This is a genomic window from Streptomyces sp. MNU89 (assembly GCF_020982505.1).
Classification (GTDB): domain Bacteria; phylum Actinomycetota; class Actinomycetes; order Streptomycetales; family Streptomycetaceae; genus Streptomyces; species Streptomyces xinghaiensis.
Genome location: NZ_JAJKLL010000001.1, coordinates 1,850,318 through 1,872,416, shown reverse-complemented (window position 1 = coordinate 1,872,416; position 22,099 = coordinate 1,850,318). Strand labels below are relative to the sequence as shown.

At 73.9% G+C, this 22,099-nt stretch carries 21 protein-coding genes and 2 pseudogenes; 15 read left to right on the top strand and 8 right to left on the bottom strand.

All coding sequences use genetic code 11. From position 1 onward, the window contains the following. Positions 1-34 precede the first annotated feature (34 nt). On the top strand, positions 35-721 hold the full coding sequence (locus E4N63_RS08015) for a thymidine kinase (protein WP_125621595.1): 687 nt from the start codon (positions 35-37) through the stop codon (positions 719-721). Here the strand turns inward: E4N63_RS08015 and E4N63_RS08010 are convergent. Beyond that, on the bottom strand, positions 696-1,457 hold the full coding sequence (locus tag E4N63_RS08010) for a VOC family protein (protein WP_125621597.1): 762 nt from the start codon (positions 1,455-1,457) through the stop codon (positions 696-698). The genes E4N63_RS08015 and E4N63_RS08010 overlap by 26 nt on opposite strands. A gap of 262 nt (positions 1,458-1,719) precedes the next feature. Between E4N63_RS08010 and E4N63_RS08005 the strand changes: the two genes are divergently transcribed. Further along, positions 1,720-2,556 carry a sulfurtransferase gene (locus E4N63_RS08005; RefSeq protein ID WP_230240322.1) on the top strand — a complete coding sequence of 279 codons (837 nt, stop codon included), beginning with the start codon at positions 1,720-1,722 and terminating at the stop codon, positions 2,554-2,556. Positions 2,557-2,671: 115 nt separating this feature from the next. On the opposite strand, the gene sepH is transcribed toward E4N63_RS08005, so the two are convergent. From sepH to E4N63_RS07990, 3 genes are all read right to left on the bottom strand, one after another. Continuing rightward, entirely contained in the window at positions 2,672-3,778 is a 1,107-nt protein-coding gene (gene sepH, locus E4N63_RS08000; RefSeq protein ID WP_125621601.1) for a septation protein SepH, read from the bottom strand. Between the two features lie 564 nt (positions 3,779-4,342). After that, positions 4,343-5,653, bottom strand: a complete 1,311-nt coding sequence (locus tag E4N63_RS07995; RefSeq protein WP_230240321.1) for a D-arabinono-1,4-lactone oxidase — start codon at positions 5,651-5,653, stop codon at positions 4,343-4,345. After that, positions 5,622-6,857: an MFS transporter gene (locus tag E4N63_RS07990; RefSeq protein WP_230240320.1), complete on the bottom strand. Its 1,236-nt coding sequence runs from the start codon at positions 6,855-6,857 to the stop codon at positions 5,622-5,624. The genes E4N63_RS07995 and E4N63_RS07990 overlap by 32 nt, the downstream gene beginning before the upstream one ends. Before the next feature lie 118 nt (positions 6,858-6,975). Here E4N63_RS07990 and E4N63_RS07985 point away from each other — a divergent pair, with 118 nt between their 5' ends. Both E4N63_RS07985 and E4N63_RS07980 read left to right on the top strand, forming a co-directional pair. Next, positions 6,976-8,115 (top strand): ferrochelatase, encoded by a 1,140-nt coding sequence (locus E4N63_RS07985; protein WP_230240319.1) that lies wholly within the window; start codon positions 6,976-6,978, stop codon positions 8,113-8,115. Next, positions 8,112-8,945, top strand: a complete 834-nt coding sequence (locus E4N63_RS07980; protein WP_228430118.1) for an inositol monophosphatase family protein — start codon at positions 8,112-8,114, stop codon at positions 8,943-8,945. The genes E4N63_RS07985 and E4N63_RS07980 overlap by 4 nt, the downstream gene beginning before the upstream one ends. Before the next feature lie 103 nt (positions 8,946-9,048). On the opposite strand, the gene E4N63_RS07975 is transcribed toward E4N63_RS07980, so the two are convergent. Continuing rightward, positions 9,049-9,351 carry a hypothetical protein gene (locus E4N63_RS07975; protein ID WP_125621609.1) on the bottom strand — a complete coding sequence of 101 codons (303 nt, stop codon included), beginning with the start codon at positions 9,349-9,351 and terminating at the stop codon, positions 9,049-9,051. Between the two features lie 174 nt (positions 9,352-9,525). Between E4N63_RS07975 and E4N63_RS07970 the strand changes: the two genes are divergently transcribed. From E4N63_RS07970 to E4N63_RS07955, 4 genes and pseudogenes are all read left to right on the top strand, one after another. Next, positions 9,526-10,179 carry a response regulator transcription factor gene (locus E4N63_RS07970; RefSeq protein WP_230240318.1) on the top strand — a complete coding sequence of 218 codons (654 nt, stop codon included), beginning with the start codon at positions 9,526-9,528 and terminating at the stop codon, positions 10,177-10,179. A gap of 6 nt (positions 10,180-10,185) precedes the next feature. Further along, positions 10,186-11,432, top strand: a pseudogene (locus E4N63_RS07965) (sensor histidine kinase). A gap of 381 nt (positions 11,433-11,813) precedes the next feature. Then, positions 11,814-12,113: a DUF4193 domain-containing protein gene (locus E4N63_RS07960; protein WP_019709681.1), complete on the top strand. Its 300-nt coding sequence runs from the start codon at positions 11,814-11,816 to the stop codon at positions 12,111-12,113. Between the two features lie 13 nt (positions 12,114-12,126). Further along, on the top strand, positions 12,127-13,089 hold the full coding sequence (locus E4N63_RS07955) for a hypothetical protein (protein ID WP_374112712.1): 963 nt from the start codon (positions 12,127-12,129) through the stop codon (positions 13,087-13,089). A 51-nt stretch (positions 13,090-13,140) separates the two neighbouring features. Here the strand turns inward: E4N63_RS07955 and E4N63_RS07950 are convergent, their stop codons facing one another. Next, positions 13,141-13,584, bottom strand: coding sequence for a DUF3093 domain-containing protein (locus E4N63_RS07950; RefSeq protein WP_125621615.1), 444 nt, complete (start codon positions 13,582-13,584; stop codon positions 13,141-13,143). A gap of 58 nt (positions 13,585-13,642) precedes the next feature. Between E4N63_RS07950 and E4N63_RS07945 the strand changes: the two genes are divergently transcribed. The 7 genes and pseudogenes from E4N63_RS07945 (at position 13,643) to E4N63_RS07915 (ending at position 20,418) form a co-directional block, all read left to right on the top strand. Beyond that, positions 13,643-14,227, top strand: coding sequence for a PaaI family thioesterase (locus tag E4N63_RS07945; protein ID WP_230240317.1), 585 nt, complete (start codon positions 13,643-13,645; stop codon positions 14,225-14,227). Continuing rightward, positions 14,224-14,739 (top strand): dUTP diphosphatase, encoded by a 516-nt coding sequence (dut, locus tag E4N63_RS07940; RefSeq protein WP_019709678.1) that lies wholly within the window; start codon positions 14,224-14,226, stop codon positions 14,737-14,739. The genes E4N63_RS07945 and dut overlap by 4 nt, the downstream gene beginning before the upstream one ends. Before the next feature lies 1 nt (position 14,740). Continuing rightward, on the top strand, positions 14,741-15,532 hold the full coding sequence (locus E4N63_RS07935; RefSeq protein WP_125621617.1) for a DUF3710 domain-containing protein: 792 nt from the start codon (positions 14,741-14,743) through the stop codon (positions 15,530-15,532). Between the two features lie 183 nt (positions 15,533-15,715). Then, a pseudogene (locus tag E4N63_RS07930) lies at positions 15,716-18,261 on the top strand (DUF4118 domain-containing protein). 92 nt (positions 18,262-18,353) lie between these two features. Beyond that, positions 18,354-19,073: a response regulator gene (locus E4N63_RS07925; RefSeq protein WP_125621621.1), complete on the top strand. Its 720-nt coding sequence runs from the start codon at positions 18,354-18,356 to the stop codon at positions 19,071-19,073. Between the two features lie 34 nt (positions 19,074-19,107). Further along, complete coding sequence (locus E4N63_RS07920) at positions 19,108-19,509, top strand: OB-fold nucleic acid binding domain-containing protein (protein WP_125621623.1); 402 nt, start codon at positions 19,108-19,110, stop codon at positions 19,507-19,509. Between the two features lie 3 nt (positions 19,510-19,512). Next, on the top strand, positions 19,513-20,418 hold the full coding sequence (locus E4N63_RS07915) for a DUF3159 domain-containing protein (protein WP_125621625.1): 906 nt from the start codon (positions 19,513-19,515) through the stop codon (positions 20,416-20,418). A gap of 117 nt (positions 20,419-20,535) precedes the next feature. Here the strand turns inward: E4N63_RS07915 and E4N63_RS07910 are convergent, their stop codons facing one another. Both E4N63_RS07910 and E4N63_RS07905 read right to left on the bottom strand, forming a co-directional pair. After that, positions 20,536-21,207, bottom strand: a complete 672-nt coding sequence (locus E4N63_RS07910) for a TrkA family potassium uptake protein (protein ID WP_230240316.1) — start codon at positions 21,205-21,207, stop codon at positions 20,536-20,538. Further along, on the bottom strand, positions 21,204-21,872 hold the full coding sequence (locus E4N63_RS07905) for a TrkA family potassium uptake protein (RefSeq protein WP_019709671.1): 669 nt from the start codon (positions 21,870-21,872) through the stop codon (positions 21,204-21,206). The genes E4N63_RS07910 and E4N63_RS07905 overlap by 4 nt, the downstream gene beginning before the upstream one ends. Positions 21,873-22,099: the final 227 nt, after the last annotated feature.

Here is a 22,099-nt window from a genome sequence, read left to right as displayed (position 1 = left end):
CGGCGACCCCGAACCGAAAGGCCCTCCACCCCCGATGCCCGAACTGGTCTTCTTCAGCGGCACGATGGACTGCGGGAAGTCGACTCTCGCCCTGCAGATCGAGCACAACCGGTCGGCGCGCGGCCTCCAGGGCCTGATCTTCACCCGGGACGACCGGGCCGGCGAGGGCAAGCTCTCCTCCCGGCTGGGCCTCGTCACCGAGGCCATCGAGGCGGCCGCGGACCTCGACCTCTACGCCCATCTCGTCGGCCACCTCTCCGCGGGCGGCCGCGCCGACTACGTGATCGCTGACGAGGCGCAGTTCCTCTCGCCCGCGCAGATCGACCAACTCGCCCGGGTCGTCGACGATCTGGGCGTCGACGTCTTCGCCTTCGGCATCACGACCGACTTCCGCTCCAAGCTCTTCCCCGGCTCGCAGCGGCTGGTCGAACTCGCCGACCGCATCGAGACCCTGCAGGTCGAGGCGCTCTGCTGGTGCGGCGCGCGGGCCACCCACAACGCCCGCACGTCCGGCGGCCGGATGGTCGTGGAGGGCGAGCAGGTGGTCGTCGGGGACGTCGGCCTGTCCGGGGCCGAGACCGGCTACGAGGTGCTGTGCCGCCGCCACCACCAACGCCGGATGACGTCGGCCGCGGCCCGCGCCGCCGCGCTCTCCCCGGACGTCCTCCCGGTCGACCGCGGAGAAGGGCCCGTCGTCAGCGGGCCGTCCGCAGCAGATTGAAGACCGCGCCCTCGGGGTCGGCGACCGTGGCCACCCGCCCGAGCGGCTGGTCGTGCGGCGGCGCCAGCAGGCGGCCGCCCAGACCGGCCACCCGGCGCGCGTCGGCATCCGGATCGGCCGACTCGAAGTACGTCATCCAGCGCGGCCCGTGCCCCCGGACCGGCTCCTCGCCCAGCTCCCGAACGGCGGCCACGGGCCGGCCGGCCAGGGAGAGCGTGATCTCCTCGGGGCCGTTCGCCGCGCTGTCGTAGCCGAAGACCGCCTCGTAGAACTTCGCGGCCGCCAAGTCCTGCTGCTGGAGATCGTTCCAGGTCTGGGTGCCCGGCTCACCGGAAGCCTGGGCTCCGGCCAGGGCCAGCCCCTGCCAGATCCCGAAGACCGCGCCGAACGGGTCCGAGGCGATCGCCAGCCGCCCCGCGTCTCCCGCGTCCAGCGGGCCGACGGCGACCGTACCGCCGCAGGCACGGATCAGCTCGGCCGTCGCGTCCGCGTCGTCGGTGGCCAGATAGGTGGTCCAGGCGACCGGCAGCTCGCGCCCGCCCGACAGCTCCCCCACCCCGGCGACCTCGCGTCCGCCCAGCTGGGCGCGGACATACGGCCCGAGCTGCCGCGGCGCGGGCACGAAGCTCCAGCCGAACAGGGCGCCGTAGAAGTCCTGGGTCGCCGCCAGGTTGTGCGCCATCAGGCTCACCCAGCAGGGTGTTCCCGGTGTACGCGGCGTGGCTGCCTCGGTCATCGTCACTACTCTCCTCGGGGCGTTCGGATCCGGGCGGGACCGGGCGCACGTCGTCGCGGTGGGAGGGCGCCCGGCCTCATGCTTGCACCAGCTGCCGCGCCGAGGGAGACGGCCGCGCCGCGTTCCATGGCTTTGGGGTCAAGGATGCCCACTTTGCCGTTGCGTATCCGTGCCGGCGGTCCGGCTGTCCGACAACTGCCCGACGTACGGCTGGTTTCCGGAGTCGGTCCGGTACGCAGCCGGCCTACGCGAAGATGGGGACATGGACACCCTCATCACCGCATCCGATCTGGCCCGGGAGGCGGCGGGCGGCTCCCCGGCGGTCCTCCTCGACGTGCGCTGGCAGCTGGGCGGCCCACCGGGCAGAGCGGCGTACGAGGAGGGCCACATCCCCGGCGCCGTCTACGTGGACCTGGAGGCCGAGCTCGCCGGACCGCCCGGGAGCGGCGGCCGGCACCCGCTGCCGGACCCGGCCGTCCTCGGGGCCGCGATGCGGCGGGCCGGTGTCTCCTCCGGCCGTCCGGTCGTGGTGTACGACGACGCGCAGGGCTGGGGCGCGGCCCGCGCGTGGTGGCTGCTCCGCTGGGCCGGGCACCCCTCGGTCCGTGTGCTCGACGGCGGTCTCCGCGCCTGGCGGGAGATCGGCGGCCCGCTGGAGACGTCCGAACCCGCCCCGGCGGAGGGCACGTTCGAGCCCGACCCGGGCGGTCTGCCGGTGCTCGGCGCGGACGAGGCGGCCGAACTGGCGCGCAAGGGCGTGCTGCTGGACGCCCGCGCGGCCGAGCGCTACCGCGGCGAGGTCGAACCGGTCGACCCGGTGGCGGGCCACATCCCGGGTGCGCTGTCCGCGCCGACGGCCGGCAACATCACCGCCGGGGGCCGGTTGCGTCCGGCGGGCGAGCTCGCCGGACGCTTCGCCGCTCTCGGGATCCGCGGTGACGTGCCCGTGGGCGTGTACTGCGGCTCCGGGGTCTCGGCGGCACAGGAGGTGCTCGCGCTGGAACTGGCGGGCATTACGGCGGCCCTGTACCCCGGCTCCTGGAGTGAGTGGTGCGCCGATCCTGACCGCCCGGTCGCCACGGGCGCCGACCCGGGCTGACGCCGCCCGGCGGCCCCGGCCCGGGGCGGCCCCCGGCCCGTACGAACGCCCGGTGGCCGGGGCCCGCGGCGACGCGCGGGTCCCGGCCACCGGGCTCGTCGCCGGAGGGCTCCGGCTACTCCTGCTTCTTGCGGCGGGTGCCGAAGACGATCTCGTCCCAGCTCGGTACGGCCGCGCGGCGGCCGGGACGGACGCCGTCCGCCTCCGCCTGCCGGTCCGTCGTGCCGGTGAGCCGGTCCCGGTGACCCGCCACGGCGCGGGGCATCAGCACGTCGGCGTACGCCGAGCCGGCGCTCGCCGCGGCGGCGGGCGGTGCCGCGGGCTCCTCGGCGGCGGCCGGCTCGTCGTCCGGAGGGCTGTCGGCGGGCTCGGCCCGGGACGGCGACGTCTGCTCCGGTACCACCATGTCGCCCCGGAAGCTCGGCACCGCCTCCAGCAGGCTGGTCAGCGAGTCGCGGTCGCGGCTCTCCCGCTCGGCGGTCTCGTCGGCCTCCGAGCGGGCGGACAGCGCGCGGTCCGGCCGCTCCGAGCGGTCGATCGGGACGGTACGGTCCATCGGCCGGTCCCGGGGGAGCCGGGCGATCCGGGGAACGAACGGGATGCTCGGCTCGGGGGTGTCGTCCGTGTCCCCGATCAGCGAGCGGGCCTCGTCGTCCACCGCCTGCACCAGCCGGCGCGGGGGGTCGTAGGTCCAGCTCGCGGAGTGCGGTTCACCGGCGACCCGGTAGGCGAGCAGCACCTCCCAGGTGCCGTCGTCGCGCCGCCAGGAGTCCCACTGGACGGTGTCCTTCTCCGCGCCGCGCAGCATCAGGCGCTCCGCGACGGCCTCGCCGAGCTGGGGCCCGGTGTTCTCGCCCGGGCGGCGGACCGGGGTCTTGCGGGCCCGCTCGGCCATGAACGCGCGCTCGGCGAGCACCGGGCCCTCGAAGCGGCGCACCCGCTCGACGGGGATGCCGGCGAGCTGCGCGACCTCCTCGGCGGAGGCACCCGCCCTTATCCGCGCCTGGATGTCCCGGGGGCGGAGGTGGCTCTCGACCTCGATCTCGATCTGGCCCAGCCGGGCACGGTCGTTCCGCACGGCGGCGCGCAGCCGCTCATCGATCGGAAGGGTGTATTCCGTGCTGTCCGCAGCCTTCAGCACCAGCCGTGTGCCGTCGTTGCTGACGGCCACGACACGCAGTTCGGGCATGGGGACCTCCCGGGTGGTGCCTGCCGACGTCACGTGCGTCGCTGCTTCCGCTAGACGAGTGTGGCCTGCCCGGGTGCAGCCTGCCACAGCATTGCCGAGTTGCCCGGCGTGTCGGGCCGGGGCCCTTCCTCGCCGTTGTGACGCGGTAACCCATATGTCACGATGCGTGACCGCGCCGTCCGTCCCATGCACCCTACCCAGGTCCTGCCACGACTACGTCGGTCCGAACCCTGCTCCGGGCCGCTTTCGCGGATCCGGGCAGCCTGGCGGGGAGCCGGAGCCAGGATTCGCCACAGTACTCCATTCAGCCCACCCGGGTGGACTGGCACGCCGCCCACTTCTGCGGCCCGGACCGGATCGGCGGGAGCACGGGTCATCGTGCGCGGACGGAGTTTCACGGAACCTCCTGATCCGGAGTCATCTCTTCCGTTTGTCCTGCTCCGGAGGTGCGCAGCCGTACGGCGGGAGCGTGGACGCAGAGTGACGGAGTGCCGGGCGCCGGCGCGCGGACCACCGGCCCGGGCCCCGGACCCGTCCCCCGGTCGCACATCCGGCCGAAGGGGCAGCAGCCGGTACGCGCCGACGCGCGGCGGTCCGTCAGTCGCCCAGGACCCGCCGCAGATACGCGTTGCCGAACACCCGCTCCGGGTCGAGCCGGTCGCGCAGCGCCGTGAACTCGCCGAAGCGCGGGTACACCGAGGCGAGTTGGCCCGCGTCCCGGCTGTGCAGCTTCCCCCAGTGCGGGCGCCCCTCATGGGCCGTCATGATCCGCTCGACCTCCGAGAAGTACGGCCGGTGCGGGGTGCCGCGGTACAGGTGCACGGCGATGTACACGCTGTCCCGGCCGGACGCGGTGGAGAGCGTGATGTCGTCGGCCGGCGCGGTGCGCACCTCGACGGGGAAACCGACGCGCAGACCGGAGCGCTCGATGAGGGCCTTCACCTCGCGCAGCGCGGCGATGCCCGCCGCGCGCGGGACGGCGTACTCCATCTCCACGAACCGGACCCGGCGCGGGCAGGTGAAGACCTTGTACGGAATGTCGGTGTAGGTGCGCGCCGACAGCGCGCGGCCGGTGATCCGGGCCATCCGCGGGATCGCGGCGGGCACGGCGCGGCCCGCCGAACACACCAGCTGGAAGGCGGCGTTGGAGAGCAGTTCGTCCTCGACCCAGCCGCCGATCCGGCCGAGCGGGGCGGGGGGACCGGCGCTGCGGTTGTTCCGCTTGGTGTTGCAGTGCTCCGTGTGCGGGAACCAGTAGAACTCGAAGTGCTCGTTCTCCCACGTCAGTTGATCGAAGTCGGCGAGCACCCGGTCCAGCGGCATCGGCTCCTCGCGGGCGGTGAGCAGGAAGAGCGGCTCGACGGCGAAGGTGAGGGCGGTGACGATCCCCAGCGCGCCGAGGCCGATCCGGGCCGCGGCGAAGACCTCGGGGTTCTCCTCGCGCGAGCACTGCAGCACCGAGCCGTCGGCGGTGACCAGTTCCAGGGCGGTGAGCTGCGCGGATATGGAGCCGGAGTCCCGCCCCGTGCCGTGCGTCCCGGTGCTCGTGGCCCCGGCGGCCGTCTGCGCCATGATGTCGCCCATGTTCGTCAGCGACAGGCCCGCACCGGCCAGGGTCTGGTTGAGCTGCCACAGCGGGGTGCCCGCGGCCACGGTGACCGTCCCGGCGTCGCGGTCGATCCGCCGGACCCCGGTCAGCCGGTCGGGGCGGATCAGCACGCCGTCGGTGGCCGCGGCGGCGGTGAAGGAGTGGCCGGTGCCGACGGCCTTCACCGGAACCCCCTCCTCGGCCGCCGACTTGACGATCCGGGCCACCTCGTCGGTGGTCGCGGGGGCCGGGGAGCGCAGCGGCCGCGCCGCCACCGTCCCCGCCCAGTTACGCCACGCGTCGCCGGTCTTCTGCGTCATGTGCTCCCACTCTCTCCCGCCGCGGAGCCGGCCGGAGCCGGCGGTATCCCAGGGATGCCACCACTGCCGCGAGAAGTCCAGCCCCGACGGGCACCGAGTATCCGGCCCCGGCCCCCGCCGCGTCGACCACCCAGCCGCCGGCGGCCGCCCCGCCGGCGATGCCGAGCTGCACGCCGGTGCTCGTCCAGCTCATGCCCTCGGTCAGCCGGGCGGCGGGGACGTGCTGCGCGACCAGGGCCATGGTGGTGACCGCCGTGGGGGCGATCGTCATGCCGGCGAAGAAGAGGGCCGCGGCCAGCGCGAGCAGGTTCCCGGCCGACAGCAGGGGCAGCGTGCAGAGCGCCATCGCCCACACCCCGAGCAGCCACCGGCGGGACGGCGCGCCCTTGAGGTCCAGCAGCCCGAACACCCCGGCGGCCAGCCCCGACCCCAGGGCGTACACCGCCAGCACGGGTCCGGCCAGCGCCGGATGGCCGGCCTCCTCGGCGAAGGCCACCGTCACCACGTCGACCGAACTGAAGATCGCTCCGCTGATGCCGAAGGTCATCACGAGCACCCGCAGGCCGGGAGAGCGGAGTGCCGAGCCCGCGGTGTGCTGCTCGCGGGGATGCGGCACGGGCTCGGTGGCGCGCTGGGAGGTCAGCCACAGGACGCCCGCGATGAGGAACACCAGGGCGGCCAGTGGCCCGGCCTCCGGGAACCACTGGGTGGACAGCCCGATGGAGACCAGCGGCCCGAGGACGAAGCAGACCTCGTCGACCAGGGACTCCCAGGAGTAGGCGGTGTGCAGCATCCGCGGTGAGTCGCGGTGGAGCGCGGCCCAGCGGGAGCGGATCATCGAGCCGATGTGCGGCACACAGCCGGCTCCGGCGGCGAAGACGAAGAGCGTCCAGGCGGGCAGCCCCTGGCGGGCGGAGACCAGCAGTCCCGTGACGGCCGCCACCGAGCCGAGCAGGGCGGGGCGCAGCACCCGGCGCTGGCCGTGCCGGTCGACCAGCCGGGAGATCCGCGGGGACAGGCAGGCGGAGGAGAGGGCCAGCGTCGCGGCGACCGCCCCCGCCAGCCCGTAACGGCCCGTCAGCCGGGAGATCATCGTGACGACGCCGATGGCCAGCATGGCCGCCGGCATCCGCCCGAGGAGACCGGCCGCGGAGAACGCCCCGGTGCCGGGGTGCGCGAAGATCTCGCGGTAGGGACTGGGCACGTAACGGCTCCGGCGGCGACCTGGCTGGGGGCTGGGGGCGCCTCAGCCTACGGCCGTCCGGGGCCCGGACGCCCGGGTATTTTCCCGGCCGTCGGTGGCGGGTGGCAGGATCGGCGGCATGTCCGATCAGTCAGTCCCCGATCCCTACGACGCCCTGCTGCTCCTCTCCTTCGGCGGCCCCGAGGGGCCGGACGACGTGGTGCCCTTCCTGGAGAACGTCACCCGCGGCCGGGGCATCCCCCGCGAGCGGCTGGAGGAAGTGGGGCAGCACTACTTCCTCTTCGGGGGCGTGAGCCCCATCAACGACCAGAACCGCGAGCTGCTGGCCGCGCTCCGGAAGGACTTCGCCGAGCACGGCCTGGACCTCCCCGTGTACTGGGGCAACCGCAACTGGGCGCCCTATCTCACGGACACCCTGCGGGAGATGGCCACCGCCGGTCACCGCCGCGTCCTCACGCTGGCCACCAGCGCCTACGCCTCCTACTCCGGCTGCCGGCAGTACCGCGAGAACCTCGCAGCGTCGCTCGCGGCCCTGGAGGCCGAGGGCCTGCCCCTGCCGCGGGTCGACAAGCTCCGGCACTACTTCAACCACCCGGGCTTCGTCGAGCCCGTGGCCGAGGCGGCGCTCACGGCGCTCGCCGGGCTGCCGGAGGAGGTGCGGGAGGGCGCCCATCTGGCGTTCACCACCCACTCCATTCCCACGGCCTCGGCCGACACCTCCGGCCCGCCGGAGGGCCACGGCGACGGCGGCGCGTACGTCGCGCAGCACCTGGACGTCGCCCGGCTGATCGCGGAGGCGGTGCGTGGATCGGACGGCGTGGAGCGGCCGTGGCGGCTCGTCTACCAGTCGCGCAGCGGCGCCCCGCACGTCCCCTGGCTGGAGCCGGACATCTGCGACCACCTGGAGGAGTTGCACGGCGCGGGCGCGCCCGCCGTCGTCATGGTCCCCATCGGCTTCGTCTCCGACCACATGGAGGTCATCTACGACCTCGACACGGAGGCCATGGCGAAGGCCACCGCGCTGGACCTGCCGGTGGCGCGGGCCGGCACGGTCGGCGCCGACGCGCGCTTCGTGGCCGGCATCCGGGAGCTGGTCCTGGAGCGCGCGGCCGCCGAGCGCGGCGAGGAGGTGCGCCGCTGCGCGCTGGGCGACCTCGGCCCGAGCCACGACGTCTGCCCGGTGGGCTGCTGCCCGGGCCGGACGCCGAAGCCGGCCGCGGCCGGCGCCGACGACCCGTACGCGGGAGCCGCGCGGTGAGCGCCCGGGACACGGACCTCGAAGCCCTGGGCCGGGAGCTGCTGCCGATCGCCCTGGAGGCCGCCGAGCGCGCCGGGGCGCTGCTGCGCGACAGCCGCCCGGAGGACCTCGGGGTGGCCGCGACCAAGACCAGCGCCATCGACGTCGTCACCGAGATGGACATCGCCTCGGAGAAGCTGATCAAGGACTTCCTCGCGGAGCGGCGGCCGGACGACGGCCTCCTCGGCGAGGAGGGCGCGGACACCGCGGGCCGCAGCGGCGTCCGCTGGATAGTCGATCCCATCGACGGCACGGTCAACTACCTCTACGGGCGGCCCGACTGGGCGGTGAGCATCGCCGCCGAGGCCGGCGGCGAGACGGTGGCCGGCGTGGTGGCCGCGCCGGTGCGGGGCGAGACGTCCCGGGCCGTGCTGGGCGGGGGAGCGTACCGGGGCGAGCGGCGGCTGCGCTGCAATCCCGCGCCGCCGCTGGACCGGGCCCTCATCGGCACCGGCTTCGGCTATGTCCGCGAGCGCAAGATCGGGCAGGCCGCGGTGCTCCGCGCGCTGGTGCCGGACCTGCGGGACGTCCGGCGCTCCGGGTCCGCCGCGATCGACCTCTGCGATGTGGCGGCGGGCCGGCTCGACGGCTACTACGAGCGCGGGCTGAACCCGTGGGACTACGCCGCGGGCGAGCTGATCGCCCGGGAGGCCGGCGCGGTCACCGGCGGCCGGCCCGGGGAGCCGCTCTCCGGTGAGCTGGCCGTGGCCGCACCGCCGGGGCTCTTCGAGGCGCTGCGCGGCCGGCTGGAGGAGCTCGGCGCCTGGCACGACGACCACCCCGCGGGCTGAGCGGGCCGCACCCCGGAAACGCCACACCCCGGAAACGGACGGAGGGCGCCCCGGTACCGGGTGAACGGTACCGGGGCGCCCTCCGTACGTGACCGGGGCCGGCTCAGGCGGTCAGGGCGCCGATCTCCACGCCGTGCTCGGCTGCGAGGCGGCGAAGATCGTCCAGCTCCGCCAGCTCCACCTCCACGAGGAAGTCGTCGCCCGTCTCCCGAGCGCGCGTCAGGTCGGACTCGGTGCTCTCTATACGCTGCAGAAGTCCTGCGGTGAACGCGTCCATGGTTGCGCCCCCTCGTCGTGGGTCGATGGCACGGGGGTGTGCCGACGGCGGGTTGATCACGCACCGCTTCTCTGCGGGGGACAGCAGGCCGTGGCATGCCACGTACAGGGCGTGATCTCGGATGTGCATTCGTCCTCCCCAACCCGGACCTCAGAGAAACCTCAAACGCGATAAGAATCCTGATTCTCCCGATCCGGTGATCCTCTTACCGCCGGTTTACGGGCGGTGGGGGCAGGATGGGGAGGATGTCCGAACAGCGTCCGGCCTGATCACGGGCCGCGGACCAGGGAAAGGGAGCGTGCCGTGCGCGTACTCGTCGTCGAGGACGAGCAGCTGCTCGCCGATGCGGTGGCCACCGGGCTGCGCCGGGAGGCCATGGCCGTCGACGTCGTGTACGACGGGGCCGCCGCCCAGGAGCGGGTCGACGTCAACGACTACGACGTGGTCGTCCTCGACCGCGATCTGCCGCTGGTGCACGGGGACGACGTCTGCCGGCACATCGTGGAGCTCGGGCTGCCGACCCGGGTGCTGATGCTCACCGCCGCCGGCGACGTCAGCGACCGCGTCGAGGGCCTGGAGATCGGTGCCGACGACTACCTCCCCAAGCCGTTCGCCTTCAGCGAACTCACCGCCCGGGTGCGGGCCCTCGGGCGCCGTACGACCGCACCGCTGCCCCCCGTCCTGGCGCGCGCCGGCATCCGGCTCGACCCGAACCGCCGGGAGGTCTTCCGGGACGGCCGGCAGGTGCAGCTGGCGCCGAAGGAGTTCGCGGTGCTGGAGGTGCTGATGCGGGCCGAGGGGTCCGTGGTCTCGGCCGAGCAGCTGCTGGAGAAGGCCTGGGACGAGAACACCGACCCCTTCACCAACGTGGTCCGGGTCACGGTGATGACCCTCCGCCGCAAGCTCGGCGAGCCGCCCGTGATCATCACGGTCCCCGGCTCCGGCTACCGGGTCTGAGCGGCCGTGGCCGGCACACCCGCGCCCCCAGCGGCGCCCCCAAGCCCACCTGGGACCCCCGGACGGCGCCCGGCGGCCCGCGGCCCTGGCTCCGTCCGACGATCCGGATCCGGCTCACGCTGCTCTACGGCGGCATGTTCCTGATCGCCGGCATCGTGCTGCTCTCGATCATCTATCTGCTGGCCGCCGAGGCGCTGGACAAGGGCAACGCCCTGCCGTTCAAGCTGCTGGAGGGCAGCTTCCGGCCGACGAGCAGCACCTGCCCGAACCTCACCGACCGCTTCTTCGAGAACCACGAGGAGTTCAACGCCGCGCTGGAGGTCTGCATGGACTACCAGCGGCAGCTCGCGCTGGACAACCTGCTGCGGCGCTCGCTGCTGGCCCTGCTCGGCCTCAGCGTGGCCGCGTTCGCCTTCGGCTACGCCATGGCGGGCCGGGTGCTCTCGCCGCTGGGCCGGATCACCCGCACCGCCCGCAGGGTGGTCGGCTCCGACCTGTCGCGCCGGATCGAACTGGACGGCCCGGACGACGAGTTGAAGGAGCTGGCGGACACCTTCGACGAGATGCTGAACCGGCTGGACCGGGCGTTCGACGCCCAGCGCCGCTTCGTCGCCAACGCCTCCCACGAGCTGCGCACCCCGCTGGCGATCAACCGCACCCTGCTGGAGGTCCAGCTCTCCGACCCGGAGGCGGGGCCGGAGCTCACCCAGCTCGGCAAGACGCTGCTGGCCACCAACGAGCGCAGCGAGCAGCTCGTCGAGGGACTGCTGCTGCTGGCGCGGAGCGAGAACGAGATCGTCGACCGCAAGCCGGTGGACCTGGCGGAGGTCGCTTCGCAGGCGGTGGAGCAGGTCCGCGAGGAGGCCCGGGGCAAGGGCGTGGAGCTGCGGGGCGAGCGGCGGCTCGCGGTCGTCCTGGGCAACGGGGTGCTGCTGGAGCGCGTCGCCCTCAACCTGCTGCAGAACGCGGTGCGGTACAACGTGCCGGACGGCTGGGTGGAGATCTCCACCGGGCAGTGGGAGGGCGGGGCGTCCCTGGTGGTCTCGAACACCGGTCCGGTGGTCCCGGCGTACGAGCTGGAGAACATCTTCGAGCCCTTCCGCAGGCTGCGCTCCGAGCGCACCGGCAGCGACAAGGGCGTCGGGCTCGGGCTGTCGATCGTGCGCTCGGTGGTCCGCGCGCACGGCGGCCACGTCAGCGCGGAGCCGCGGGAGGGCGGTGGTCTCGTGATGCGGGTCACCCTCCCCGTCTGAGATGCTGGCCGTGGTTCGCTTTGGGCGGAAATTCCCGGGACGGTCCCGGGTCTCCCGCTGTGGAATCGCTCACAATCGCGATTTTCGGCCCCTTGACGCTCCGTGACCGCACAGGTCCCCGGAAAGCCGGGAAAATGCGGGTTTTCGAGACCCTTGATCACGGGAAGTACACGGGATGGCCCCGCGCAGTGCGGGAACACGACCGTGTACGGTCCCCTTCGCCATCCAACGCGCTCGCCCCTTCAGGGGGGCGGTTGGGTGTCGATTGAGTAACAGACCTTGATGTGAGGCAAAATCTCCGCCTCAGGTCGGGCACAAGACCGGCCCCTCACGCGTTACGAGCGCTGAGACACCAGCAGACACCCAGAGGGGGAGAGCGACATGGCGACGGACTACGACACCCCACGCAAGACCGATGACGAGCTCAACGAGGACAGCCTCGAAGAGCTCAAGGCCCGGCGCAACGACAAGTCCACGTCCAGCGTGGACGTCGACGAGTTCGAGCAGGCCGAGGGCCTGGAGCTGCCCGGTGCGGACCTCTCCAACGAGGAGCTGTCCGTCCGCGTCCTGCCCCGGCAGGCCGACGAGTTCACCTGCATGAGCTGCTTCCTCGTGCACCACCGCAGCCAGCTGGCCGCCGAGAAGAACGGCCAGCCGGTCTGCCGCGACTGCGCGGCCTGAGGCCGGGACGGCCGTGACAGGCTCCACGCCGTCCCGCAGACGTCGCATCCGGCGGCAGGGCTCTCCGGGTTCCCGGGAGGAACACGCGGGCCGTGAGGCCCCCGTGGGCGGCGCTCAGGCGCCCGCGGAACCCGCGGAACAGGACGCCCTGCCGGCGGACCCCGCCGGACGCCCCGACCAGGCGCCCGGCACCGCCCTGTCCCCGCGCCCGGAGCGGGGCCGCACGGCCGCGCTGGTGGCGGCGGCCGGACGGGGCGCGGCACGCGGCGGGCGCGGCCTCCGCAGCGGCCTCGCGCTCGTCTCCGACCGCATCATCGACACCGCACCGCGCGTCCCGGTCCGCGATCTGGCGGCGCTCCGCAGGCAGTTCCCCGGGCTCGACGCCGAGGAACTGGCCGACAAGCTGGTGGCCGGAGCGGTCCGGGCCTCCTCCGCGGTCGGCGCGAGCGTGGGCGCGGCGGCCATGCTCCCGGCCCCGCCCGCGATGCCGGCCGAGCTGGCCGCCGAGATCGTCGGCGTCGCCTCCGTCGAGTACAAGCTCATCGCCGAGCTCCACGAGGTCTACGGCATCCGCGCCCCCGGCAACGCCACGCAGCGCGCCTACGCCTACCTCTCCGCGTGGACCGAGCAGCGCGGGATCGACGTCTCCGCGACGGCCGACGTCAGCTCCCTGCTCGGCGCCCAGATGCGCCGGCGGCTGCGGAACCAGGTCCTCAAACGCACCGTGCGCAACTTCCCCACCCTGGTCCCGTTCATGATCGGCGCCGCCGCCGGAGCCGTGATGAACCGGCGCGAGACGGCCGCGCTCGCCGCGAAGATCCGCCGGGACCTGCGCCGGCGCGAGGTCCCCTGGGACCAGCTGCCTCCCGGCCCGGACCCGGAGCCCGGCAGCCCGAAGTCCCTCCAGGGGCCGGACGGCCGGAGCCCGGAGGACGGCACCACCCCCGGGGACGGTCCCCCGGACTCCGCCGGCTGAGACCCGGCCCGCCCGGCGCCCCGCCGGCCGGACCGCGCCGCACCCGGGGCGTCAGGACCGGACGGCCGCGAGCGCCGCGGCCAGCCCCTCCGGGTTCCGGGTCGACAGATAGACGTACGGCGTGGGGTCGGCCGGGTCCGTGATCTCCACCCGCAGCGCCGTCGGGATATAGCTGCGCAGCAGCATGAACGCGCGCGGATCGGCCTTGTGCGTGCGCCAGGCCGCCGCCTCCGCCCGGTCCAGCACCTCGGCCTCGCCCAGGGCCTCCACCGGGATCCGCGCGTCACCGGCGACCAGCGAGCCCGCGACCACCCGGATCCGCGCCGAGCCGTACGCGCTCACCGCCGCCGCCCCGAGCGCCCCGCCGGCGATCAGCGCGCCGAGCACCGCCAGGATGCCGAAGGGCGCCGCGGTCAGCGCGCAGAAGAGCCCGGCGGCGCCGGCGGCGGCCCACCAGGAGGCGGGCGCGGTGAGGCGTTCCTCGTACGACTGCATGCTCCCAGCTTGGCACGCCCGCGCCGGGCCGTGACCGGCGCGGGTAGGGTCTGCACTCGTGAGTGGACCAACGACATCGCTGACGCCCCCGGCCGGCGCCCGCCGGCCGGTGCGGCACCCCGACGCCCCCGCGCCCGGAGAGCTGCTCGGCTCCCATTACGACCGGTGCTTCGGCTGCGGCGGCGAACAGCCGCACGGGCTGCACCTGGAGACGCGCGCCGGCGAGGGCGTGGGCGTCACCGCCGTCTTCACCGTCAAGGAGGCCCACCAGGGCGCCCCGGGCCTGGCCCACGGCGGTGTGCTGGCCACGGCGCTGGACGAGACGCTCGGCGGGCTGAGCTGGCTGCTGCGCACCATCGCGGTGACCGGCCGGCTGGAGACCGACTACGTCCGCCCGGTGCCGGTGGGCACCGACCTGCATCTGGCGGCGGAGGTGACCGCGGTGCACGGCCGCAAGATCTACGGCACCGCCACCGGCCGCATCGGCGGCCCGGACGGGCCCGTCGCGGTCCGCGCGGCCGCGCTGTTCGTGGAGGTCAAGGTGGACCACTTCATCGAGAACGGCCGGGACGAGGAGATCCGGTCGGCGATGTCCGACCCGGACCAGATCAAGGTCGCCCGCGCCTTCGAGGTGAACCCGTGAACCGCCCGCCGGTGGACGTGCTGCTGCGGCGGCTCGACCCCGAGGTGCCGGTCCCCTCGTACGGGCACCCCGGCGACGCGGGGCTGGACCTCGTCACCACGGAGGCCGCCGAACTCGCCCCCGGGGAGCGGACGGTGCTGCCCACCGGGGTGGCGATCGCCCTCCCCGACGGCTACGCGGCCTTCGTGCACCCGCGCTCCGGGCTCGCCGCCCGCTGCGGCGTCGCCCTCGTGAATGCGCCCGGCACCGTCGATGCCGGGTACCGTGGGGAGATCAAGGTGACCGTGGTCAATCTGGACCCGCGCGAGACCGTGCGGTTCGAGAGGTTCGACCGGGTCGCCCAGTTGGTCGTCCAGCGGGTCGAGAAGGTGAGCTTCCACGAGGTCGCGGAGCTGCCCGGCTCGGCGCGGGGCGCGGACGGCTTCGGGTCGACCGGTGGCCACGCCGCGATGGACGGCCCCGCCGGGGGACATGATTACGCTTCGGTCGTGAACGACCGGGAAGGACAGTGACGTGTTCGGACGTCGTCGCAAGGGACGCGCAGACGCTGAGAACACCGCGGGCAGGGACGGTGCGGACACGGCCGCATCCGGGCCGGGCGGCGAGGAGCCGGAGGCCGAGGAGGAGACCGGGCAGCGCAGAGTGAACCTGCCGCCGGCCCCCCGCCCCGACGGGCCCTGGGACATCTCCGAGGTGAGCAGGCCCGCCGAGGGCCGTGTCGACCTCGGCGGGATCTTCGTACCCGGGGTCGAGGGCATGGAGCTGCGGGTCGAGGTCGCCGGTGACTCGATCGTCGCCGCCACCGTCGTCCTGCGGGACAGCGCCATCCAGCTCCAGGCCTTCGCCGCCCCCAAGCGCGAGGGCATCTGGGGCGAGGTGCGCGAGGAGATCGCCGGCGGCATCACCCAGCAGGGCGGTGTCGTCGACGAGGTCGAGGGCCCGCTGGGCTGGGAGCTCCGCGCCCAGGTGCCCGTCCAGCTTCCGGACGGCAAGAACGGCGTGCAGCTGGTGCGCTTCGTCGGCGTCGACGGCCCGCGCTGGTTCCTGCGCGGCGTGATCTCCGGCCAGGGCGCGGTCCAGCCGCAGGCCGCCGGGCTGCTGGAGCAGATCTTCCGGGACACCGTGGTCGTCCGCGGCGAGCAGCCGATGGCGCCGCGCGACCCGATCGTCCTCAAGCTGCCGGACGACGCCCAGATGGTGCCGGACGGCGTCCAGCAGGACGAGGCGGACTCTCCGCAGGGCTCCCGTTTCGCGGGCGGCGCCGACCGCCTGGCCCGCGGCCCGGAGATCACCGAGATCCGCTGACGGACCCGGGACGGCGGGGAGCCGCGCCGGCGCCGTCAGGGCGTGCCTCCCGCCTCCGCTCCGCCCGTACCGCCCCGGCCGGGGGCTTCCCCGGCCGGGGCGGGTGCGTTCCGCCGGGCCCCGAGCCGCGGTTGTTCCCGCCGCGGGTGCCGGAGCGGCCCGCGGAGCCGACAGAATGGGGCCATGGGACGGGGCAAGCTCAGGATCTACCTCGGGGCCGCACCGGGGGTCGGCAAGACCTACGCGATGCTCTCCGAGGCGCACCGGCGCGCCGAGCGGGGCACCGACGTCGTCGTGGCGCTCGCGGAACCGCACGGCCGGCGGCGCACCGCCGCGCTGCTGGACGGGCTGGAGCGGATACCCCGCCGGGAGCCGGAGGGCGGCGCCGGAGCGGGCGCGGGCGAGATGGACGTGGAGGCCGTGCTGGAACGGCGGCCCGCCGTCGCCGTCGTGGACGAACTCGCCCACACCAACGCGCCCGGCTCGCGGAACCCCAAGCGGTGGAAGGACGTCGAGGAACTGCTGCGGGCCGGGATCGATGTGATCTCCACCGTGAACATCCAGCACCTGGAGTCGCTGGGCGACGTGGTGGAGTCCATCACCGGCGTCCGGCAGCACGAGACGGTGCCGGACGAGGTGGTGCGCCGTGCCGACCAGATCGAGCTGGTCGACATGTCGCCCGAGGCGTTGCGCCGGCGGATGGCCCACGGCAACATCTACGCCCCCGACAAGGTCGACGCGGCCCTCTCCAACTACTTCCGCCCCGGCAACCTCACCGCCCTGCGCGAACTGGCGCTGCTGTGGACCGCCGACCGGGTCGACGAGTACCTGCAGCAGTACCGGAGCGAACACCGCATCCGCTCCACCTGGCAGGCCCGCGAGCGGATCGTCGTCGGGCTCACCGGCGGCCCCGAGGGCCGTACGCTGCTGCGCCGCGCGGCCCGGGTGGCGGCGCGCGGCTCCGGCGGGGAGATCCTCGCCGTGCACATCTCGCCGAGCACCGGGCTGGCCTACCCCTCGCCGAAGGAACTGGCCGTCCAGCGCACGCTGGTGGAGGACCTCGGCGGCACCTTCCACCACGTGATCGGCGACGCGGTGCCGGCCGCCCTGCTGGATTTCGCCCGCGGGGTCAACGCCACCCAGATCCTGCTGGGTTCGAGCCGACGCAAGCCCTGGCAGTACGTCTTCGGGCCGGGCGTCGGCGCGACGGTCGCCCGGGAGTCGGGACCCGACCTCGACGTGCACATCGTCACCCACGAGGAGGCCGCCAAGGGGCGCGGGCTGCCGGTGCCGCGCGGGGTGCCGCTCGGCCGCTCCCGGAGCCTGGCGGGCTGGCTGACGGGGATCGCCGGGCCGGTGCTGCTCACCGTGGTCCTCACGGCCCAGCACCCGCGGCCGGAGTTCGCCAACGACGTCCTGCTGTACCTGTTCCTCACGGTGCTGGCGGCGCTGCTGGGCGGGCTGCTGCCGGCGCTGGCCGCGGCCACCATCGGCACCGTGCTGCTCAACTACTTCTTCACCCCGCCCGTCCGCACGCTGACCGTCGCCGATCCCGGCAATCTCGTCTCCATGGTGGTCTTCTTCGCGGTCGCCGTCTCCGTCGCCTCGGTCGTCGACCTCGCCGCCCGGCGCACCCAGCAGGCGGCGCGGCTGCGCGCGGAGTCGCAGATCCTGTCCTTCCTGGCGGGCGGGGTGCTGCGCGGCGAGGCCGGCCTGGAGCCGCTGCTGGAGAGGGTCCGTGAGACCTTCGGCATGGACTCGGTGGCCCTGCTGGAGCGGGAGAGCGACGTCGAGCCGTGGCGCCGGGCAGGCGGCGTGGGGCCGGCCCCCGCGGCCTGCCCGGAGGACGCCGACGTCGACATGCCGGTCGGGGACCACATGATGCTGGCGCTGTGCGGCCGGGTGCTGCCCGCCGCGGACCGCCGGGTGCTCTCCGCCTTCGCGGCGCAGGCCGTGGCGGTACGGGACCGGGAGCGGCTGGTCGGTGAGGCGGAGCAGGCGCGGGAGCTGGCGGAGGGCAACCGGATCCGCACCGCCCTGCTCGCCGCCGTCTCGCACGATCTGCGCACCCCCCTGGCCGGGATCAAGGCGGCCGTCACCTCGCTCCGCTCCGAGGACGTGTGCTGGTCGGAGGAGGACGAGCGGGAGCTGCTGGCGGGCATCGAGGACGGCGCGGACCGGCTCGACCACCTGGTGGGCAATCTGCTGGACATGTCCCGGCTGCAGACCGGCACCGTCACCCCGCTGATCCGCGACGCCGACCTCGACGAGGTGGTGCCGGTGGCCCTCGGCGGGGTCCCCGACGGCAGCGTGGTCCTGGACATCCCCGAGGTGCTGCCCATGGCCGCCGTGGATCCGGGGCTGCTGGAGCGGGCGGTGGCGAACATCGTGGAGAACGCGGTCAAGTACAGCCCCGAGGGGGTGCCGGTGCTGGTCGCGGCGAGCGCGCTGGGGGAGCGGGTGGAGATCCGGGTGGTGGACCGGGGGCCGGGGTGCCGGACACCGGGAAGGAACGGATATTTGAACCCTTCCAGCGGTACGGCGACGCCCCGCGGGGCGCCGGGGTGGGCCTCGGCCTCGCCGTCGCCCGCGGTTTCGCCGAGGCGATGGGCGGCACGCTCGCCGCGGAGGACACCCCCGGCGGCGGTATGACGATGGTGCTCACGGTGCGGGCCGCGGGCGGCCGCCCGCCGTGCCGTCCGGACCTGCCCGCGACGGTGACCTCGTGAACCCGGCGGCGGACGGCGGGGCGTATGGTCCTCCCGGTCCGGAGCGGCGGAACGCCACCGGGCGCCGGAGACGAGAGAAAGGCCGCACAGCCATGCCGCAGCCACCCGCACGGACCGGTCCGGCCGCCCGGCGGAGAGTCCTGGTGGTCGACGACGAGCCGCGGATCGTCCGGGCCCTCGTCATCAACCTCCGGGCGCGCGACTACGAGGTCGACACCGCCGCCGACGGCGCCACAGCCCTCCGCACGGCGGCCGCCCACCGCCCCGACGTGGTGATACTCGACCTGGGCCTGCCCGACATGGACGGCGTGGACGTCCTCCGCGAGCTGCGCCGCACCAGCCGGGTCCCGGTCCTGGTGCTCTCCGCCCGCCACACCTCCGGCGAGAAGGTCAAGGCCCTCGACGCCGGCGCGGACGACTACGTCACCAAGCCGTTCGGCATGGACGAGCTGCTGGCCCGGCTGCGCGCCGCGGTCCGGCGCTCCGAGCCCGTGGCCGCCGCCGAGGAGACGGTGCTGGTGGAGACCGAGGAGTTCACCGTCGACCTGGCCGCGAAGCGCGTCAACCGCCGCGGCCGGGACATCCGGCTGACCCCGACCGAGTGGCATCTGCTGGAGGTGCTGGTCCGCAGCCCGGGGCGGCTGGTGGGCCAGAAGCAGCTGCTGCAGGAGGTCTGGGGGCCCTCCTACGGCACCGAGACCAACTATCTCCGGGTCTACATGGCGCAGCTCCGCCGTAAACTGGAAGCGGACCCTTCACATCCCCGGCATTTCATCACCGAGCCCGGCATGGGTTACCGCTTCGAGCCGTGATCCGTCCGGCCCCACCCCCCGGTAGGCTGCCCGTATGAGTGGTGCTCCCCGCCCCGTGAAACAGACCGGCCGCTTCCGCCGGATGCTCGACCGGCTCTCCTCCACCCCGGAGGAGCTGGACGCCGACGAGCTCCGGGAGGACGCCCGGGGAACGGCGGGCTGCGTTCCCATCCGGGAATGTCCCGACCGCGAGGTCGTCAAGGTGACCGGTACGCTGCGCACGGTCACCCAGCGGCCCAGGGCGGGGGTGCCCGCCCTGGAGGCCGAGCTCTACGACGGCTCCGCGCCGCTGGACGTGGTCTGGCTGGGCCGGCGCTCGATCGCCGGCATAGAACCGGGGCGCAGGCTCATCGCGACCGGCCGGGTCTCGACCAGCCAGGGCCGCCGCGTGCTGTTCAACCCCCGATACGAACTCCGACCTCCCGGACAGGAGTAGCCGGTGGCGTCCTCCGACAAGCCGACTCCCACGACCGCAGCAGAGCCGACCGGCGAGGGTCCCGACCAGGACCCCGCGGGGAGCCGGTCCGCCGCCGACACCGCGCTGCTGGAGGCGTTCGGCGGGGTGCGCGGCATGGTGGACACCACCGTGCCCGGTCTCGTCTTCATCCTCCTCTACACGATCAAACGCGACATCCATCTGTCGGCCATCGCCGCGCTCGGGCTGACCGCGGTGCTCGCAGCCGTCCGGCTGATCCGGCGGGACACGCTCAAGCACGCCTTCAGCGGGCTCTTCGGCGTGGCCTTCGGCGCCGTCTTCGCGATGATGAGCGGCGACGCGAAGAACTTCTATCTGCCGGGGATGCTCTACACCCTGGGCCTCTCGGTGGTGTACATCCTCTCGGCGGTGTTCCGCTTCCCGCTGATCGGCCTGCTGCTCGGCCCGATCCTGCGGGAGAACCTCTCCTGGCGGACCCGCAACCCGGGCCGTTTCCGTGCCTACACCCGGGCCACCTGGGCCTGGGGCCTCATCCTGCTGGCAAAGTCGGCGATCCTCTTCCCGCTCTACTGGTGGGGGGACGCCACGCAGCTCGGCTGGGTGAAGGTGGCGCTCGGCATCCCGCCGTTCCTGCTCTGCGTCTACCTCACCTGGATCTTCCTGGCCAAGGCACCGCCGCCGATCGACGTGATCGCCGAGATGGAGGCGGAGGAGCGGGAACGCGAGGAGCGCGAGCGGGCCCACCACCGGGGGGAGGACGCCTTCGAACGGCTGGCGCACGAGGTGGTGGACGACGCGATCGAGCGGCTGTCCGGACCGGCGCACCCGGGCGGCACGGACCGTACGGGCGGCGAGGACGGCGGGGACGGCGCGGAGCCGCCCGCCCGGCGCCGGCACGCGCGGGACTGAGCCGGCGGGACGCTCCGCGCCGGAGCCCGTGACACGGCCGAGGGGCCCGGAAACCGATGGGTGACCATGGGTTTCCGGGCCCCTCGGCCCTGCGCCGTGCCGCGCGCGGCGGGCGGCTCAGCCGTTCTGGCGGCGTACGGACAGCAGTTCCTCCAGTCGCTGCTCCCGGGCCGGCGCCGCGACGAACAGCAGTTCGTCACCGGCCTCCAGGGCGTCGTCCTGGCTGGGCACCAGCACGCGCGTACCGCGGATGATCGTGACCAGCGAGGTGTCCTCCGGCCAGTCCACGTCGCCGACGCGGGTACCCGCCAGTGCGGACTCGGGCGGCAGCGTCAGCTCGACGAGGTTGGCGTCGCCGTGGCTGAAGCGCAGCAGCCGGACCAGGTCGCCGACGCTCACCGCCTCCTCCACCAGGGCCGACATCAGCCGCGGGGTGGAGACCGCCACGTCCACGCCCCAGGACTCGTTGAACAGCCATTCGTTCTTGGGGTGGTTGACCCGGGCCACCACGCGCGGCACCCCGTACTCCGTCTTGGCGAGCAGGGAGACGACCAGGTTGACCTTGTCGTCACCGGTCGCCGCGATCACCACGTTGCAGCGCTGGAGCGCCGCCTCGTCCAGCGAGGTGATCTCGCAGGCGTCCGCCAGCAGCCACTCGGCCTGCGGCACCCGCTCCACCGAGATCGCCGTCGGGGCCTTGTCGATCAGCAGCACCTCGTGCCCGTTCTCCAGGAGCTCCCCCGCGATGGAGCGGCCCACCGCGCCGGCACCCGCGATCGCCACCCTCATCGCCGTTCCTCCCCGGGGCCCTCGGAGAAGACCGCCTCGACCTTGTCCATGTCGTCGACGCGCATCATCACATGCACCAGGTCGCCTTCCTGCAGCACCGTCTGGGAGGTGGGCAGTACGGCCTCGCCGAGCCGGGTCAGGAAGGCCACCCGGACGCCGGTCTCCTCCTGGAGCCGCCCGACCTTGTGGCCGACCCAGTCGGTGGAGACGTGCACCTCGGCCAGTTGCACCGCGCCGCTCGGGTCGCGCCAGAGCGCCTCGGCCCCGGACGGCAGCAGCCGGCGCAGTATCTGGTCCGCGGTCCAGCGGACGGTGGCCACGGTGGGGATGCCCAGGCGCTGGTAGACCTCGGCGCGCCGCGGGTCGTAGATGCGGGCGGCCACGTTCTCCACCGCGAACATCTCCCGGGCCACCCGGGCCGCGATGATGTTGGAGTTGTCGCCGCTGCTCACGGCGGCGAACGCGCCCGCCTCCTCGATGCCCGCCTCGCGGAGGGTGTCCTGGTCGAAGCCCATGCCGGTGACCCGGCGGCCGCCGAATCCCGAGCCGAGGCGGCGGAAGGCGGTGGGGTCCTGGTCGATCACGGCGACCGTGTGGCCCTGTTCTTCAAGCGTCTGCGCCAGGGCCGAACCGACCCGGCCGCAGCCCATGATCACGATGTGCATGAGGTCCTACCCCGCGCCTTCCCCTGCCGTTGTGACCTGGACACACATCGCCCATCATCCTTCCGTCCCCGCCGGGGTGCCACCGATCCGTACTGTCCCCGGCAACGCTACCCCTCCGTGTTCGAGCGGGACCCATCGCGTACCCGGCCTCACCGCCGGTGTTCCCCTGGTGTTCGAATCGCGTCAAGGAGTTCCGCCATCCGGACCGCCCGCGCGGTTCCCGCCGA